Raw genomic sequence first — 16,020 nt, forward strand, 5'->3', positions numbered from 1 at the left:
CGTTAAACAATTTCTTTTATAAGCGTGTATTTTATAAAAACTTTTTATTTCATTTCATGATTTATATTTAAATTCAATAATAAGGGAGAAATCAAGGAGAATTTACCGATAATTTTTTAGGGCGTTAAAAAGTGAAAATATAATACAACGATAAAATAAAAAATTTTTAAAGATAACTGGAAAACAAGTGTGAACAACCGCTACTCTAACCTAATAGATCGCGTGTTCGACGTGGAAAACTTATGTTAGGACATGCTAAGTGAGCAAGATATTTTGCTCCTCAAATAAATAGCTATAAATTAGATGATTGCATCATATTATTGTCATATACACACTTATCAGAAAAAATTTATATAAAAGACTTAAATCACATTACCTACAGTGGTTGAAGAGAAGCAGAATTTTATTCAACTAATGGAATTAACACAGTAGTTGATGGGAAAAACATGAATAACATTATGGCAAATTGTGTATATGACGAAGATCGACTATTTGACGATAACAAATAAATTAATGAAAAAAGATTATATTCACAGATGATAAGCCTGATTAAAGATAAGAAGTTATCCCTTAAACCTCTAATATTACCAATGATACTACTCGTAATCGCCTTTAATCCCTATGTTGAAAGTTTAGAATTTAAGAGCCCAGCAATTTACATGATTTCACATTACTTAGTGTATTTTTCAGGGATTTATATAGGTTATAACTATTTCAGAGGAGGTATACCTAGCCTTATTATAGGACTAATACCCGCTATAATATGGCATGTCCCATATTTCTTTTCTTTAGGAGCCGCTTTCATACTTTATAGGGCTGTTTTAGAAATAACATTGTTTCTAGGTGGACTTTTAGCTGGTTCTTCTATTAGATACATAAGGTTCTCACTAAGGATTTCACTATTTGCCCTCTGGATGTTAGGAGATAGTGCTCTAGCTATAATATTCATAGTTTCTGATCCTATATACTCTAACGCAGAGTATAGCTTCTCTCCTTATCCACCGTCATCTTTGCCTTTAGCAGGAATTGCTATGTTTATCGCTATGAATGTATTCCTTGCGTATGTTTTGTCTAAATATATAAAAAGTTTAGTAGGGTAAAAAATAAAACTTCACTTTAGAATTTATATCGCATAAAATAGTATAGATGAAGTGCAGAATAATGAGCCAAAGAAGCCCAATGCCATTAGATATGAATAGTCCGGATCCAGAGTGCCATAAAATGCTAAACCACCCGCTGCAGCAATTCCTATGAATATCATGTTTAGAATTGAAAGCAAGTAAACACTTTTCATACCTTCTCTTACACCTTGAGCTAAAATTGCGACTCCAAAAAATGCTACAAGCATAGCCATAACTATATGGCTGGATAATATTAGAGCTTCAGAGTATTGATTCAATGGAAACTTATCATAAAATAATGTAGAAAGGCCAGCAAAGAACAATCCGCTCAATAGCACAGTTTCAACTAGAGAAATATATAGCATTAACCTGCTTGGTCTTATTCTAGCTTGAGTAACTGCCATCTTACTCTCCCCTCCTAATTGCATATATAATACATCCAGACGCAGTAATAAGTACTAAGACAAATCCCATACCCATTTCCAGTAAATATGATATATCAATTATTCCTCCAAAATAAAACGATCCTGCAAAGGCTGCAAATAATACTGACAAAACGTTAAGGAAGGAAATTATGATTATCCCCCTATCCTTATACCTCACAGCAGCTGCTAATAATCCTAAGCTTAGTAAAGCAACTAGTATAGCTCCGTATAAATGCATAATAAGAGGAACTCCTTCTAAAGGTAAGTTATATACTGCCATCAACATCCCTCCTGCATATAAAAAAAGAAGGACTAGTATTTGAGCAGATGCAATAGCTGGGATATAATTCATCTTTGACATAAGCTTTGCCATTTCGTTATATTTTTGATAAATAGTATCTATGGGGGATGCCATAAAGATCACTCAAACGTATTTCCATCATCCTCAAGCTTCGTGTAGCAGTTTGATGGAGTTTGATTAGAGCTTAAAAGCATTTTTGGACATCCAGTGCTTTCATCGTAAGATGATAGATAAGCATAACCTTGCAAATCGCTAGAATGTCCTAGAATTGGAGGTGCTTTAAGATTCATTCCAACTGCATAGAGGAAATCAGTATTAGAGTCCCAGTACAACTGCACGTAAGGTAATGGCCTAACAGTAGGTCCGGTTAATACAGATGCTCCATGATAAGGATCATAAGTAGATCCATGGCAGTCACAATGTATAATAGCGGGTGCATTTGCCTGCTGAGCTGCTTGCAATGCAACTGAAGGTATATAATTGGGAGTAGGTAATCCAACCTTCATATATTTGGGCGGGTAGAAGTGAATTTCCGGTGGAGTACATCCTAAATGCTGACATATTGCTGAGTACGCGACTATTGACTTATGAGGTCCTACTCCTCCTGGAAATGTGTAAGTTTCACCATTTTCTGGAATGGTAACTGTAGTTGGGGGAATTTCAATTGGATTGTCATTTTCATCACCTAAGTTTAAGAGGAAGGTTATATCACCCTCCATCGGGTATTGGAATAATAGTATTTCAGGATTATTGACTGGAACTTGAGAAGCCTTTATAGGTTGCCCATCAGAATCCACTATAATTATCCAAGGAAACTTGCTTAATGATATTTGAGGCTGATTTAAATAAGAAATTACAGGTATTGCGCTTAGAACAGCCGCAGCACCTATCCCAATTAAAATACCCTTCAAGAAAGCCCTCCTACTAGGATCTAAAGGACCAACGTTCTTCTCTGCATAATTAAATAAATAGTCCCTACCCTTCTTCACAAACTCCTTTTCATCAAACCTGGTCTTAGGGTTTCTCATTTTCCTTATAAGCTTCATTGAGAATATTAAGTCATCACGCTTGATTATTGGAATTCCCTTAGCCGTAATTCTCACCAATCCATATTTCGCTCTAATCCTTAAAAATTTTATTTTAAAAGTTTCATTGTCATATTTGAATAATAAATATCTTACGGCTTGCAATGAATCAATTAAGTGATTGTCTTAATTGATGGCATAGACATGAAACTCAATTTTAATAATACAAGCAATAGGTCTATGGTTAATATGGAAAATTTTCCAACATTGTTATAACAATTTGTAACTAAAAACTAAATAAATATGAAAGATGTTAAATTTACAATATATCCTAAACAGATCGTATCTAATAGTGTAGCCGTCGTAAAAGTTGTTAGGTACGAGAGTTATATTATTGTACATCCTCTATTAATTTTTTATTGTGCCTAATAGGTAAAATGTTACTAAATAAAGTCCTCATAAGGGTTAGTAAATTTGTTAAACTTATTCATTCGCTTAATTATCGAGTATCAGAGAAACCTTATAGATTTACAATGGTAAATGCCATATTTAAACGTCGTAGTCTCATTTAAATGAATATTTATTAATATCAGACCTTAATGCTCTTATTTAATCATACTGCAGTTAATAAGCTTTAGATTAATATTGCGTAGTTAAACTATTTTTTATTAGTACTTAAATAGTCATTCAATCTTCTTCAGTCTCTAAAGGTGTTATTGAACGATGATAGTCAGCTAAATTAATAATTGGTATAACGCGTTTATTTTTTATTTATTATGAATATGAAAATAAATAAACAAATAAATATATATAAGCACTGACCTTTTCTTGTCCAACTTTAAAATATTAACTAAATAAATACGTTAATTTATTTTTCTACATTAAATCTATAAAACCAACATAATGGTTTTCTAGTTTAGTCAGTGTGTGGACAACAATTTCGTCCAACTGTAAAATTTTTTTACTTGTGCAAGAGTCTATTTTGGAAGAATATTTTCAGCCATCTTGCTATTGTGTTTCTCGTTGAGTTAGGTGAGTGCTAGGAAATCAAACTCATTCAACTACTCGTCCCAATAAATAAGTCGCCTCACACAAAATACTTTTCGATAATAAAGAAAATTCAATTCATATCAACCAAATTGTTGCCCGCACACAAGTTAGTTTTCCGAATTTTTTAATTACTAAGCTCAAGAAATGTGTCATAATGTAATTGTTTAAAAATAAAGATTTATAAACCCTAACATTGATGTATACTTAAGGTGATGTTTTTGGATATTAAAGAACATGCTGAAGAAGCGTGGTTTATAGTTATGTTAATTTTGGTAGCAGTATTCTTTAGTTGGAACGTCTACTATATTCTAACTGGAAAGAGTTTCAGTTTAAGATATGGTTTACCTTGTTTTACGGGATTACCAAAACAAGCTCAAGAAGCAGTAAAGTATTTCGATTCTCACCCACCACCCCCAGGGCAGTACTCTGAAGTAATAAATGGTATGTTAATAGTAAATCTAACGGCAACTCAGTATAACTGGACACCCAGTGTGATAATTGCCAATGAAAGTGAACCAGTTATTTTAATAATTAACTCTCCCCAAGTAGACACTGGGTTTTATTTAAGGTTGCCGAATGGAATAATAAATGTGAATAACGTTCCCGGGATAACGAGTTATGTATATTTTGTAACCCCTAATCAACCCGGCAATTACACATGGAGAAATGCTGAATATGATGGATATGCCTCTTCATATATGACTGGAACTCTGGAGGTGGTACCATGAGCTTAATGGATAGGATTAAAAATGTGGCAATTCCAAAAGATACCCTAGGTGTAGTTTGGCTATATACTATAGGCTCTATATTTTGGCTAGGTGTTCTAGGAATAGCAGCTATGAATCTTAGAACATTCCTAACTTATCCCCATAACTCTCCAAACGTAGGAGAGTTGTACTATAGCGCTTTAACTATTCATGGATGGGCAGGTATGTTAGCATTTGTGCCATTTGCTGCTGCTGCAGTTATTGCTTTTTCTATGTATAAAAGTAAGCTATCAATAGTTCATACAAAATTAATGGCATTATACTTCTGGTTAGCAAGCCTCTTCTTAGGTATAGCCATGGCAGGAAGTCCGGATATGGGATGGTATATGTATCCTCCGCTAGCTATAGAATCCAATAGTCAGTTTCACGCTTTTCTATTCTATACCACTCCAGCCTTAATGGGAATGGCATACTTAGTCCTTACTTTAGCTTTCGTCTTACAAACCGCATCATTTATTACGTTGATAGTTGACGCGTATGCTACAAAGCCAAAGGATCAAAGGTTAAACATATTTGCAGCATATGGTGTAGCATTTGCAATAGTTATTGCTATAACTCTCCCTGCTTTAGCAGCATCCACATTATGGTATGTTTTACACTTCTTCGCAGGGATTCCAGTAAATCCTTTACTATGGGCATTATTGTTCTGGTTCTATGGTCATCCTGTAGTTTATTACGTTCCCTTCCCATTATTTGGCGCATTATACTATTATATACCAATATATGCTGGAAGACCATTATTTAGTGAAAAATGGGCTAGGTGGAATATTTATCTATTGTCGATAGGTACTATGTTAATTTGGGTACATCACCTACAGACTTGGCCATTACCTATTGGGTTAAGAATCTGGGTGAATTTATCTACCCTAATTCTAGCCTCAGGTTCCGGTTTAACGGTGATGAATTTAGGCTTAACTATATTGACTTCCCAGAAGTATAATTGGAAAGACCCAGTAGGGATGGGAGCATTAATTGCACTTATTGGATTCATATTAGCTGGAGTTCAAGCATTAGTTTTACCAGAAAATTCAATAAATGCAATATTTCATAACACATATTACGTAGTCGGACATTTTCACTTAATGATCTGGACCCTCATAGTCATGGGCTTTACCACGGTATTCTTGGATATGATAAAAAGCACGCTTACTGGATATAACTTTAGTGAGCAAGCTTCAAAGTGGATGAGAGTAGGAATGATCTGGTGGACAGTGCCATTCATAGGAGTAGGTTATGCAATGTCTGTCGCAGGTTATTTAGGATTCTTAAGAAGAATGATAGCCTATCCGATAATTTTCCAGCCGTACAACCTTATAGAGTCTTTCTTGGCTGAAGTGGGAATACCCGGGTTACTTGTGACGTTATTCGTAGGAATATTCGATGCACTGGCTTATGCGTCTAAGCAAACAGTTTTTTCAGCTCCTCCACCTTCCTCTTCCCTTACTATGCAGGTTAATGGAAATGAGGTGAAAAAAGTTGGTTGAACAAGAGAAAAAAGGAATTATAGATACCATTTTAGATAGAGTAGGAATTAATGAAGCGCCATTATTTCGAACTCCAGATTATATGTACAATATATCCTACTGGCTAGGTGCCATGGTCGCAGCTTCATTTGCATATACTGTAATTACGGGCCTATTCTTACTATTATATTATCAACCTGCTTTCGCTTATCAATCTACTCAAAGTATAATTAACGGCGTGCCTTATGGTCCTGTGTTATTATTTAGTCACTTATATGGAGCATACATTATGATCCTATTAGCCTATATCCATATGTTCAGAAACTTCTATAAAGGAGCATATAAAAAGCCTAGAGAACTACAATGGGTAACTGGCGTAATTTTACTTGCTTTAACACTAGGTGCTTCGTTCTTTGGATATAGTTTGGTAAGTGATGTACTAGGTGTGAATGCAATAGATATAGGAAGCGAATTGCTTGTGGGAACCGGAATACCCGGCGCTTCAACGATAGTTGGCTGGTTATTTGGTCCAGGTGGAAGTGCGGCACTCTCATCTAATCCATTAGTAAGATCTGAGTTATTTGATAGGCTGTTAGGTTGGCACATAATTCTAGTATTCTTAATAGGTGTTGTATTCCTATTCCATTTCATGCTGTCTGAGAGGTATGGAATGACGCCTAGAAGTAGTGATAAGCCTAAGGTCCCAGCATATTATACTAAAGAGGAGCAAATGAGGTTTAATGAATGGTGGCCTAGGAATTTTGTATACATGCTATCCATAGTTCTATTAACATGGGGTATAATATTATTTGTACCCAACTTATTAGCAAATATAAATGGTTTACCCATCGTTATTAATCCTCATCCGGCACCACAAGCAGGATCTCCTCAAGCAGTTAGTGTAGAGCCTTATCCTCCATGGTTCTTCTTATTCTTATACAAGTTCGTAGACTTCTTATTGCCTAACGGAATGCCGATTACGCCGATACTAGTATTGGCAATATTAGTAGTAGGTTTAGTAATACTTATGCTTTTGCCATTCTTAGATCCTTCAGACTACATTAGTGTAGCCAGAAGGAAATTCTGGACTTGGATAATGAGCACACTAGCAATATATCTTATTGAACTATCTATATGGGGATACTTACAACCTGGTGTTCCAGAACCAACTACTGCCCAGATAGAATACTTAGGTCCACCATTAGTAATAATAGGCTTAATAGTTTATCTATGGCCCACCAAAGGCAATACAAATAATGCAGGGGGAGGGAATATTAACTTGGTAAAAGCTCATAACACTACTAAGGTAATTAAAATGAACATTACGCCATTAGAGATATTATTGGGTGCTGTTGGTGCTTTATCTTTCTCTGCTACATTATTCAACTTTATTGAGTTTCCAACAATCGTTAACGGCATAATCTTAATCCCTCTAGGATTATTTGTGGCATATATGCTAAGGAGAGTTGCAGCTTATATTTTAGGTAGAAAGCCCATTGCAGCAGTAGGTAGTCAAGTTGGTTACAGCTGGAAGAAGAGGGCTGCCTTTTATGGAATAATAGTAATTTTTGTAGTCTCACTATTCTTACTAGGATTGATGTGGACCTTACCAAGTATAGGACCTAAGGCTACGTACGCAGGAATGGACTTAGGTGTAATACTTATGTTATGGGGTATTGGAGTTCAATTATATCATTATGAGGTCTACGTTAAGGAGTGATGCTCGATGACTAGGCTAGGAATAGCCATTTTAAGTTTAATACTAGGCGCTACAGCATTCATGGCTGGATTTATGGCGTATAACCTTCTGTGGGACTCAGTTAGGTTAATCACAATACTGGTGAGGTGAAGATGAATAAAGTATCATTAGCAGGAGTTATTGCAGGTATTGTAGCTATATTTTTTATAGCAATATCAGTCCCATTGGATTTTGTCTCTTCCAGAGCAATAGGTGATGGATTAACAAGCATCATAATGGCTAGCATTTACATGATATTAACAGCAATAGTCTTTCTAGTTCTGTTTAGGGGTATAAATAAGATATAAATTTAAGATATATTCTATTTTTTTGATAACTAATACGCGTAAATAATTAACATTTTTTGCTTATTAGCTTCGGTACTATATAATAAAATCTATCATATTCGCTATTAAATTGAACAATATTTAGCAATGACTTTAAATAGATAACGCTTCCTAAATAATTTTATCCATCTTAAGTATAGATAATAACTTATTTGATATTGTATAAACAAAATTTTTACATAGTATAAACCCTCATGAGGAAGGGTGAATTGAGGTTTATAATGAAGAAAATTTTTGATAGATTATTCCTCTTTTAAGACTAGAGGCAATTAACAAGCTTTATGAAATTTACGAGCTGGCGAGTGGAATTCTCGCTTAAATATCTATAAGCAATCATTATAAAATATCATCTGAATTAGGCAATTTTATGCTATTACAAAATCTTAATATAATAATAGTGAAAAAGTTAAAATCTTAAAGCCCTCTATCGTTAACGAGTTAGTTATCCTACGTTTCTAGTCTTAACGTATAGTGGGTAATTTAAGCAGTTTATCAACAATAAAATTCGGTATTCTAAAAATCATTTTTTGGAGTAATTTTATATAACTCTAAGGTATAGAGAAGATGTCCATGGTCATAAAGTGGAAATATGTTTTCATAATATACGCCATTTATTTGGTAATTTCGGCAATTATTAAAGTGATAGGTGAAAAGAGCTTTCCAGGGAACGTTTACCTCTTTCATCTCATTAATGATGCTCAGATTTCTCCGTTAAACCCAATCATGGTTTTCTTCTCCAAGTACGGGAGGGAATATATATGGATACCTGTAACAGCCATATTGTTTATAGTTGGTGGTAAATATAGAAGATCTTCATTACTACTCGTAGGTGGATTCATAATAGCTATTATCTTAGGAGAGATCTCAAAATATGCTATGGCTCAGCCTAGACCATTTCTAGAACTAAGTCACGTAAATTTGCTGGTCCCTAAGCCTACAGATTTCTCTTATCCTTCTGGCCATGCACTAATCGTGAGTGTAGGAGCTGTAATTGTGCTCCTTACATTACCATATTATATTTCAATTCCACTTTTAGTTGAAGCTTTAATAGTCAGTTATTCTCGAGTCTATGTGGGAGTACATTGGCCCTTAGATGTTTTAGCTGGATGGATACTTGGAATTGCAATAGGACTAACTGCCATAAACCTTGAGAACTTTATCAATAAAATATACTATAAAGTTTCTGTAAGTGTACTTAACTCAATTCACAAGAATAGTATTTACAGAAAAAATGATAAAACTAATTATTGTCAAATTGATTAGTAAAAGTTTATTAATTACTGCTAATTATCCTTAGTTATTTATCATATTTAAAAGGACTTTTTTAAGATTTGCTTAGAACTATAGCATGAGAGACAATCAGACTCTTCCTCGTTTATCCCCATTAAATCTAATTAAGCTTCCATACAGAATTATTATACCTTACATATCTAGAGAGGGAAGAAATTTATCTTATCTTATAAATATATTATAACGTGAGAAGGAAACTTTCTGACTTAGAGTATAGAGCGCTTGAAATTTTAAGAGAAGATTCTAGGATAAGCGCAAGCGAGCTAGCTAAAAGACTAAACGTAAGTAGAAGCACTGCAACTAAACTCATAACAAGACTAAGGGAAAAGGGGGTTAAATTTACTATTGAATTTATGTCTGAATCGTTCATTGGCTTCGTTATATCAGAAGAGTGCAATGGTGAATGCTATAAATTGCTCGATGGAAGGTATATGAATCTAGTTAGAGCTAACACGCTAGACGAATTGCAAATCAAATTGAGTCAGATAAAAGGTAAAGAGATTACTTTCTTAGCTAGGAATGATTTTACATTAAAATGTGATTATTGCGGAAAAGAAATACATGATAGCCCAATAACGTTTAGAATGGGTAGGAGGGTTTACTATGCGTGCTGTAGTTCTTGCCTAGAGGGAATAAAGAAAAAATTTGCACGTAGGATCGTTAGTAAATAGAGCTAATTATGTGTTCATTTTGCACGTAAATTTTTAGTTTTACGTTCAATATGACGCAAGATAAAAATCTTAATGCCATACTCTATATATTATCTTATGATTGATCCAGTATGTGGAATGGAAGTAGACGAGAAGAGCAAATATAAGACAATGTATAAGGGAAAGATGTATTATTTCTGTTCAGCAGGTTGTCTTAGAGAATTTCAGAAAAATCCAGAGGAGTACTTAAGGGGAGGACCTAAGGGAATGCCCAATGGATAAAGAGGAGGAGCTAAAAATAATAGGAATGCATTGTGCAACGTGCGTGTTAACAGTATCAAAATCATTAAAAAGTGTAAGAGGTGTAAGGGATGCTGAAGTAAACTTAGCTACTGGTACAGCTAAGGTCATATTATCAGATAGCGTTAGAGTAAAGGACTTGATAAGGGCGGTAAGAAAGGCTGGCTATGATGTTGCAACTGATAGATTTACAATTAGAGTTGAAGTCAATCCAGAGGAATTACCAAAAATTGAGAAGAAATTAATCGAAACTAAAGGAGTAATAGATGTAAATTCTAATGCAAGCCTAGGTACTATAACGATAGAATACAATCCCTTAGTTATAACCAAAGAAGATATACTGAGAGAAGCTAAGATTAAGGGAGAGATATTAAGTTCTGAGAAAAGCGAGAAGGATATAACTTATAGGGAATTTAAAGACTTATCAAGAAGATTAATTGTTGGTATTATTTTTTCGATTCTATCTCTCGTATTCACACACTACTCATTATTTTTATCTATACCAGTAGTATATTACTCTGGTCTGAGGTTTCATAGAGGAGCGTATAGAGCGTTGAAAAATAAATCAACTAACATGGATGTTTTAGTATCATTATCATCAAATGTAATGTGGATATCCAGCATATTTTTACCTAATCATCCGTTCTTCATGGACTCAGCTTTACTGATTACTTTCGTATTAATTGGCAAGACTTTAGAGGCTTACATCAAAGCTAGGATGAGTTCTGATATCATCGTAGAACCATATAAGGCTAGGTTAAAGGATGGGAGATTAGTTGATTCAAGTAAGTTAAATGTTGGCGACGTGATAATAGTGAAATCAGGTGAGAGAATCCCCGCTGATGGAATTATAGATAATGGAGAAGGAGAAGTCGACGAATCAATATTAACTGGGGAACAGAAACCAGTATTAAAGAAGAAGGGTGACAGTGTATTAGCGGGAAGTGTTTTAGCTAATGGTTATCTAGAAATCTACGTTACAAGGAATTGGGATAGAAGTTATATAATGCAATTAACCCAAACTGTTAGGGAAGCCTATAACGCTAGAGTATCCATACAAGGTTTAGTAGATAAGGTCTCTGAAGTATTTGTACCAACCATAATTACAATTTCCATTATAACTTTTCTAACGTGGAGATTCTTACTACATTCCACGATAATATCTTCCCTACTATTTAGCGTAGCCGTTTTAGCTGTAGCTTGTCCTTGTGCTTTGGGATTAGCGACCCCTATGGCTATATTAGTTAGAGTTCATAGGTCATTAAAGAGAGGAATAGTTTTTAGGGACGGTAACGTTCTAGAGGAGCTAAAGAACGTAAACTTAGTCATATTTGATAAGACTGGTACGATTACTGAAGGAAAGTATTCAATAGTGAGCAAAAAGGAATTCATTGAAGGGGCTTTTGAATTGGCTTCTATAGCTGAGTCAAAGAGTAACCATCCCATAGCTAGGGCTTTTCCCACAATTAATGGGATAGTTGAGACATTTGAAGAATTTCCTGGTAGAGGTATATATGCGAGAGTTAACGGAAATGATGTAATTGTTGGAAATAAGGATTTCGTACTAAATAATTGTGAGTGGAATGTTGAAGATAAAGAAGGGGATATACTCATTTGCGTAAATAATAAGGCGGGAGGAATACTAAGTGTTAGAGATAAGATTAGGGAAGAAGCTAAAGACGTGATAAACTTTCTCAAGTATAAGAAAATTAACGTTGTTATAGCCACGGGAGATCATAGTGAACAAGTTGAAGAGATAGCGAATGAGTTGGGCATTAAGTATTATAAAGGTCTTACCCCGGAAGATAAAGTTGATCTAGTTAGAAAATTCAAAGATGAGGGTTATAAGGTAATGTTTGTAGGAGATGGTGTTAACGATGCGATAGCGATAAAAGAAGCTGATGTTGGTGTTGCCATATACAGCGGAACAGAATTAGCTAAGAGTGCAGGAAAAGTGATTATTAGGTCATTGAAAGATATTGAAGAACTCTTCCGTGAATCTAATTTAGCTATTAGAAAAGTAAAGGAGAATCTTGCATGGGCTTTTGGATATAACATAATAATGGTACCGTTAGCTTCTGGCTTACTATATCCTTATATATTCCTACCTCCGGAATATGCTGCACTAGCTATGAGCTTTAGTAGTGTAATAGTTAGCTTATGGTCCCTAGTTCCCATATAGATACTGCACTCTTCATAATAAGTTAAATAAAGTTGAACAGAAGATATTATAAAACACTTACCTTGAATAACTTAAAAACTTTAACTCTGAGCATTGACTACAATTTCTTTCTTATTATTAGCAGAATCCTCTTGTTTCTTCTTAGCTTCTACTTTTGAGAGGATATAATTAATTGCTCTTTGTAACTCAGCCTTATGTTTAGTAGTAATATGTTTCTCTAACTTAGCTTCATCTATCTTCTCGTTACATATTAAGCATGTATAAAGTGTATCTGTCTTGTAAACTATAGGGCTCACTTTTGCATTTGACTCCTTTATCAACTTTATTAACTTTCTAGCTTTTCCTTCACTTCCAACTTTCTCCACGAATCTCATAATATTTCCTCTGATCGTATGCTTCGTTATGTTATATTTGTGGGCTAATACGCTAGGTCTTTCTCCTTCAACTAGATAACTATAAATAGCATCTACTACATATGCTTTATCCGCTAACATCTTTATTGCTAAGTATTTTATACTCTCATTGGTCATACATAAAATATTCTCCTAGGAGTTTTTAAACCTTTCTATTATAACTACTTTATACTTATACCCTATTATAACTATCATACGAGTGATACAATTGAAATTATATCGATTATCAAACCAATGATCTTATCACATCTGATAAGTAAAATGTTAAGCTTATATAAGAAAAGTTTAATTTCGATATCGTCAAATATTTAACTAATGACGATTGAAGTTGTCAACATTTCAAAGATCTTTAAAATAAGAAGAAAAGTAATTAAAGCATTAGATGACGTAACGTTTAAAATCGAGAAGAAAAGTATAGGAGCCCTTGTAGGACCAAACGGTGCTGGTAAGACTACTTTGATAAAGATCCTCTCCACACTATTAATACCCACAACAGGGGATGCAATAGTAAATGGGTATAGCGTGACAAGAGAAGAGAAGAAAGTTAGAGAATCCATAGGCTTGGTAACTGTTAGTGAAAGATTGTTTTACTACAGATTGACAGCATTGGAGAACTTAATATTTTTCGCCAGTTTACAGAACTTATCATTATCAGATGCTAAAAAAAGGGCAAATGAGTTATTAGAGTTAGTAGGATTATCAGAGTGGGCTAATATACCATATATGAAGTTTAGTACAGGGATGCAGAGGAAACTAGCCTTAGCAAGAGCATTAATAACTGATCCTCCAATTTTATTGCTTGACGAACCTACATTAGGTTTGGATCCTCTTTCAGCAAGAATGTTTAGAGATCTCGTGAGGAGAATTAGTAGAGAAAAGACTGTTTTGCTCACTTCACATTATATGAAAGACATAGAGGAACTAGCTGAAAAAATTATACTTCTCAAAAAAGGTAAGGTTTTAGTAGAAGGGACAAGAGAAACTCTTAAGAACTATTTGGGTAAAGTAGTTGAGGTAGAGGTAGGCGACTATCCTACTGCGTTAGGAAAATATGTGATAGAAACTAGCAGAGACTATTATGTGTTGAGAGTTCCGGAAAAGGAATTAGATGAACTTAAGGACTACAGAATTATCAAAGAAGAAGATCCTTCATTAGAGGATGTTTACGTTTATCTCATAGGAGACGTTGAGGATTCTGCAAGGTTAGAAGCCGTTAGAAGAGGTGGGAGGTGGGGTAGAGGATGGGAATAAGTGGAAAATTATATTCTTTCCTATACCTTAGAGGATTTAGAGTATGGGTTTCATACAGAACTCAAACTGTCCTAACGGTATTAGGCTGGGTTCTGCCAGTGTTTACTTATTATTTTGTAGGAACTTCTTTAGGAAATAGATTAGTTACTGAAATAGGAGTTAAAGATTATACAGCATTCTTTACGGTAGGCTTAGCTTTTCAAGGCTATGTATCGTCTGTAATTTCTACGATAAGCCAGAGACTGAGAAATGAACAACTTTATGGAACTATAGAGTATTATGTAATTTCTAGAACTGGAACCATTGGTTTTCTATTATATTCTGCTTTATGGGGATTAGTATTAAATACCGTTAATGCTGTCGTAATACTCGCAATAGGATACGCTTTAGGAGCTGATTACCACATTAATATTTTAAGCACTCTATTAATACTTGTTCTACTACTTATATCTACTCTAGGAATAGGAATGCTCGCGGGAGCTGTAACCATGATAACCAAACAAGGTAATCCCATTTCACTATTCTTTAACACTTTCACTAACTTACTAGCAGGAACAGTATTTCCTATTACTGTTCTACCAATATACATTAGATACATTAGTTATGCGATACCATTAACGTGGGCACTACAGGGATTAAGAGAGTCTACACTTGAAGGACTGTCGATTTCAAAATTAGGGAATACAATTATAATCTTGATAATTTTTGATTTGATTTTAATCCCCTTAGGAGTATTATCATATAATTATGCGTTTAAAAAAGCTAGGGAGAAAGGAAGTCTTAGTGAATATTAAAGAATATTATATTATACAAATGTAGATTTGGATGTATAATTAAACGTTGTTTCTACATATAGATTTTTAAACCATCCATCCAAAATTTACTAATAAGCGGGGCAATAAGACATGATGTCTGATACTGAACTTGAAGATCACATCATAAAAATTGCAAGAACATTAAATATATTTAATTTTAGGGCATATAATATCAGCATAGTTTCGGACTATCAAAAATTCCTAGAATTAATCCTTCCAAAGAATGTGACAAACATATTAGTGGTATTACCTTTAGATGGGAACCGTTTAGTCAATCAGATTAAGGAGGCAATAAGTAAAGTTAGACCTGCCTCATCACTCACCATTATGTACAGTAAAAACATTAATCAAAAAATGTACATAGGATACTGCTCTTCTACTGATAAAGTAACTAAACAGAATTTAGATAGTTTAACTGAATCTACTAGATAAAATATTTTAATTAATAAATACCTAATGCTTCTATAGTTAAAAACTCATCTAAATCTATACTTTCTCTATATAACATCTTACATCACATTAACTATTACTCTCATATACTTATAAATAATTGCAATACTAAGTACTAGACAACTGTCTAATAAATTTGAACAGAGAATGTGAGTAAACTTAGTACTACAATAAAATTACTTACAATCATTTGCATAATTGTAATTGGAATATTTTTCCCATAATGATCTACTCTGCGCCCTAAAGGGCTATGTCTAAAGTGTTACTACCCTTCAAGAGTTACTATGTTATAGAGATAAAGTAAAGAGCCTTGTTGGACGTGTTAATGACATTATCTATTCCCAGTTCCATAATATTTAAAGCACAATTAACGTCTAAACGCAGTTTATGACTTTAAGAGTAGTTTACAATAGGCCTTCTCTTAACTTTAAC

The 16,020-nt window shown here is 34.0% G+C and carries 17 protein-coding genes; 13 read left to right on the forward strand and 4 right to left on the reverse strand.

What is annotated here, in order from left to right; all coding sequences use genetic code 11:
* Positions 1–536 precede the first annotated feature (536 nt).
* Positions 537–1,100 carry a DUF1404 domain-containing protein gene (locus BFU36_RS09040; protein WP_069283601.1) on the forward strand — a complete coding sequence of 188 codons (564 nt, stop codon included), beginning with the start codon at positions 537–539 and terminating at the stop codon, positions 1,098–1,100.
* A gap of 23 nt (positions 1,101–1,123) precedes the next feature.
* Here BFU36_RS09040 and BFU36_RS09045 read toward each other — a convergent pair whose 3' ends face one another.
* The 3 genes from BFU36_RS09045 to BFU36_RS09055 are packed head-to-tail and all read right to left on the reverse strand — an operon-like array spanning position 1,124 to position 2,893.
* Positions 1,124–1,525, reverse strand: coding sequence for a hypothetical protein (locus tag BFU36_RS09045; RefSeq protein ID WP_069284695.1), 402 nt, complete (start codon positions 1,523–1,525; stop codon positions 1,124–1,126).
* Position 1,526: 1 nt separating this feature from the next.
* Positions 1,527–1,961, reverse strand: coding sequence for a hypothetical protein (locus BFU36_RS09050; protein ID WP_069283603.1), 435 nt, complete (start codon positions 1,959–1,961; stop codon positions 1,527–1,529).
* 5 nt (positions 1,962–1,966) lie between these two features.
* Complete coding sequence (locus BFU36_RS09055; RefSeq protein ID WP_069284694.1) at positions 1,967–2,893, reverse strand: Rieske 2Fe-2S domain-containing protein; 927 nt, start codon at positions 2,891–2,893, stop codon at positions 1,967–1,969.
* A gap of 1,247 nt (positions 2,894–4,140) precedes the next feature.
* Here BFU36_RS09055 and soxA point away from each other — a divergent pair.
* The 9 genes from soxA to BFU36_RS09095 all read left to right on the forward strand — a co-directional run bounded on the left by soxA (position 4,141) and on the right by BFU36_RS09095 (position 12,659).
* Positions 4,141–4,650 (forward strand): proton pump complex quinol oxidase subunit SoxA, encoded by a 510-nt coding sequence (gene soxA, locus BFU36_RS09060; RefSeq protein ID WP_069284696.1) that lies wholly within the window; start codon positions 4,141–4,143, stop codon positions 4,648–4,650.
* Complete coding sequence (soxB, locus tag BFU36_RS09065; RefSeq protein ID WP_069283605.1) at positions 4,647–6,173, forward strand: proton pump complex quinol oxidase subunit SoxB; 1,527 nt, start codon at positions 4,647–4,649, stop codon at positions 6,171–6,173. Before soxA ends, soxB begins: the two co-directional genes overlap by 4 nt.
* Positions 6,166–7,872 (forward strand): proton pump complex cytochrome B SoxC, encoded by a 1,707-nt coding sequence (gene soxC, locus BFU36_RS09070; protein ID WP_069283607.1) that lies wholly within the window; start codon positions 6,166–6,168, stop codon positions 7,870–7,872. The genes soxB and soxC overlap by 8 nt, the downstream gene beginning before the upstream one ends.
* Positions 7,873–7,878: 6 nt before the next feature.
* Complete coding sequence (locus tag BFU36_RS14405) at positions 7,879–8,001, forward strand: hypothetical protein (RefSeq protein WP_255446811.1); 123 nt, start codon at positions 7,879–7,881, stop codon at positions 7,999–8,001.
* A gap of 2 nt (positions 8,002–8,003) precedes the next feature.
* Positions 8,004–8,198, forward strand: a complete 195-nt coding sequence (locus tag BFU36_RS09075) for a hypothetical protein (protein ID WP_069283609.1) — start codon at positions 8,004–8,006, stop codon at positions 8,196–8,198.
* A 615-nt stretch (positions 8,199–8,813) separates the two neighbouring features.
* Positions 8,814–9,500, forward strand: coding sequence for a phosphatase PAP2 family protein (locus BFU36_RS09080; RefSeq protein ID WP_069284697.1), 687 nt, complete (start codon positions 8,814–8,816; stop codon positions 9,498–9,500).
* 212 nt (positions 9,501–9,712) lie between these two features.
* Positions 9,713–10,198, forward strand: coding sequence for a TRASH domain-containing protein (locus BFU36_RS09085; RefSeq protein WP_069283611.1), 486 nt, complete (start codon positions 9,713–9,715; stop codon positions 10,196–10,198).
* Between the two features lie 96 nt (positions 10,199–10,294).
* Positions 10,295–10,459 carry a YHS domain-containing protein gene (locus BFU36_RS09090; protein ID WP_069284698.1) on the forward strand — a complete coding sequence of 55 codons (165 nt, stop codon included), beginning with the start codon at positions 10,295–10,297 and terminating at the stop codon, positions 10,457–10,459.
* Positions 10,452–12,659: a cation-translocating P-type ATPase gene (locus tag BFU36_RS09095; RefSeq protein WP_069283613.1), complete on the forward strand. Its 2,208-nt coding sequence runs from the start codon at positions 10,452–10,454 to the stop codon at positions 12,657–12,659. Before BFU36_RS09090 ends, BFU36_RS09095 begins: the two co-directional genes overlap by 8 nt.
* A gap of 80 nt (positions 12,660–12,739) precedes the next feature.
* Here BFU36_RS09095 and BFU36_RS09100 read toward each other — a convergent pair whose 3' ends face one another.
* Positions 12,740–13,189 carry a hypothetical protein gene (locus BFU36_RS09100; protein WP_069283615.1) on the reverse strand — a complete coding sequence of 150 codons (450 nt, stop codon included), beginning with the start codon at positions 13,187–13,189 and terminating at the stop codon, positions 12,740–12,742.
* A 198-nt stretch (positions 13,190–13,387) separates the two neighbouring features.
* Here BFU36_RS09100 and BFU36_RS09105 point away from each other — a divergent pair, with 198 nt between their 5' ends.
* From BFU36_RS09105 to BFU36_RS09115, 3 genes are all read left to right on the forward strand, one after another.
* Complete coding sequence (locus tag BFU36_RS09105; RefSeq protein WP_069283616.1) at positions 13,388–14,323, forward strand: ABC transporter ATP-binding protein; 936 nt, start codon at positions 13,388–13,390, stop codon at positions 14,321–14,323.
* Entirely contained in the window at positions 14,314–15,117 is an 804-nt protein-coding gene (locus BFU36_RS09110) for an ABC transporter permease (RefSeq protein ID WP_069283618.1), read from the forward strand. Before BFU36_RS09105 ends, BFU36_RS09110 begins: the two co-directional genes overlap by 10 nt.
* Positions 15,118–15,228: 111 nt before the next feature.
* Complete coding sequence (locus tag BFU36_RS09115; RefSeq protein WP_083216379.1) at positions 15,229–15,570, forward strand: DUF4898 domain-containing protein; 342 nt, start codon at positions 15,229–15,231, stop codon at positions 15,568–15,570.
* The last annotated feature ends 450 nt before the right edge of the window (positions 15,571–16,020 follow it).

The sequence above is a fragment of the Sulfolobus sp. A20 genome (assembly GCF_001719125.1).
GTDB lineage: Archaea > Thermoproteota > Thermoprotei_A > Sulfolobales > Sulfolobaceae > Saccharolobus.

Excerpts from the sequence above, each read along its gene's own strand:
- BFU36_RS09040 (WP_069283601.1), top strand. The coding sequence starts at position 537 with ATGATAAGCCTGATTAAAGATAAGAAGTTATCCCTTAAACCTCTAATA.
- BFU36_RS09045 (WP_069284695.1), bottom strand. The coding sequence starts at position 1,525 with ATGGCAGTTACTCAAGCTAGAATAAGACCAAGCAGGTTAATGCTATAT.
- BFU36_RS09050 (WP_069283603.1), bottom strand. The coding sequence starts at position 1,961 with ATGGCATCCCCCATAGATACTATTTATCAAAAATATAACGAAATGGCA.
- BFU36_RS09055 (WP_069284694.1), bottom strand. The coding sequence starts at position 2,893 with ATGAAGCTTATAAGGAAAATGAGAAACCCTAAGACCAGGTTTGATGAA.
- soxB (WP_069283605.1), top strand. The coding sequence starts at position 4,647 with ATGAGCTTAATGGATAGGATTAAAAATGTGGCAATTCCAAAAGATACC.
- BFU36_RS14405 (WP_255446811.1), top strand. The coding sequence starts at position 7,879 with ATGACTAGGCTAGGAATAGCCATTTTAAGTTTAATACTAGGCGCTACA.
- BFU36_RS09075 (WP_069283609.1), top strand. The coding sequence starts at position 8,004 with ATGAATAAAGTATCATTAGCAGGAGTTATTGCAGGTATTGTAGCTATA.
- BFU36_RS09090 (WP_069284698.1), top strand. The coding sequence starts at position 10,295 with ATGATTGATCCAGTATGTGGAATGGAAGTAGACGAGAAGAGCAAATAT.
- BFU36_RS09095 (WP_069283613.1), top strand. The coding sequence starts at position 10,452 with ATGGATAAAGAGGAGGAGCTAAAAATAATAGGAATGCATTGTGCAACG.
- BFU36_RS09100 (WP_069283615.1), bottom strand. The coding sequence starts at position 13,189 with ATGACCAATGAGAGTATAAAATACTTAGCAATAAAGATGTTAGCGGAT.
- BFU36_RS09105 (WP_069283616.1), top strand. The coding sequence starts at position 13,388 with ATGACGATTGAAGTTGTCAACATTTCAAAGATCTTTAAAATAAGAAGA.
- BFU36_RS09110 (WP_069283618.1), top strand. The coding sequence starts at position 14,314 with ATGGGAATAAGTGGAAAATTATATTCTTTCCTATACCTTAGAGGATTT.
- BFU36_RS09115 (WP_083216379.1), top strand. The coding sequence starts at position 15,229 with ATGATGTCTGATACTGAACTTGAAGATCACATCATAAAAATTGCAAGA.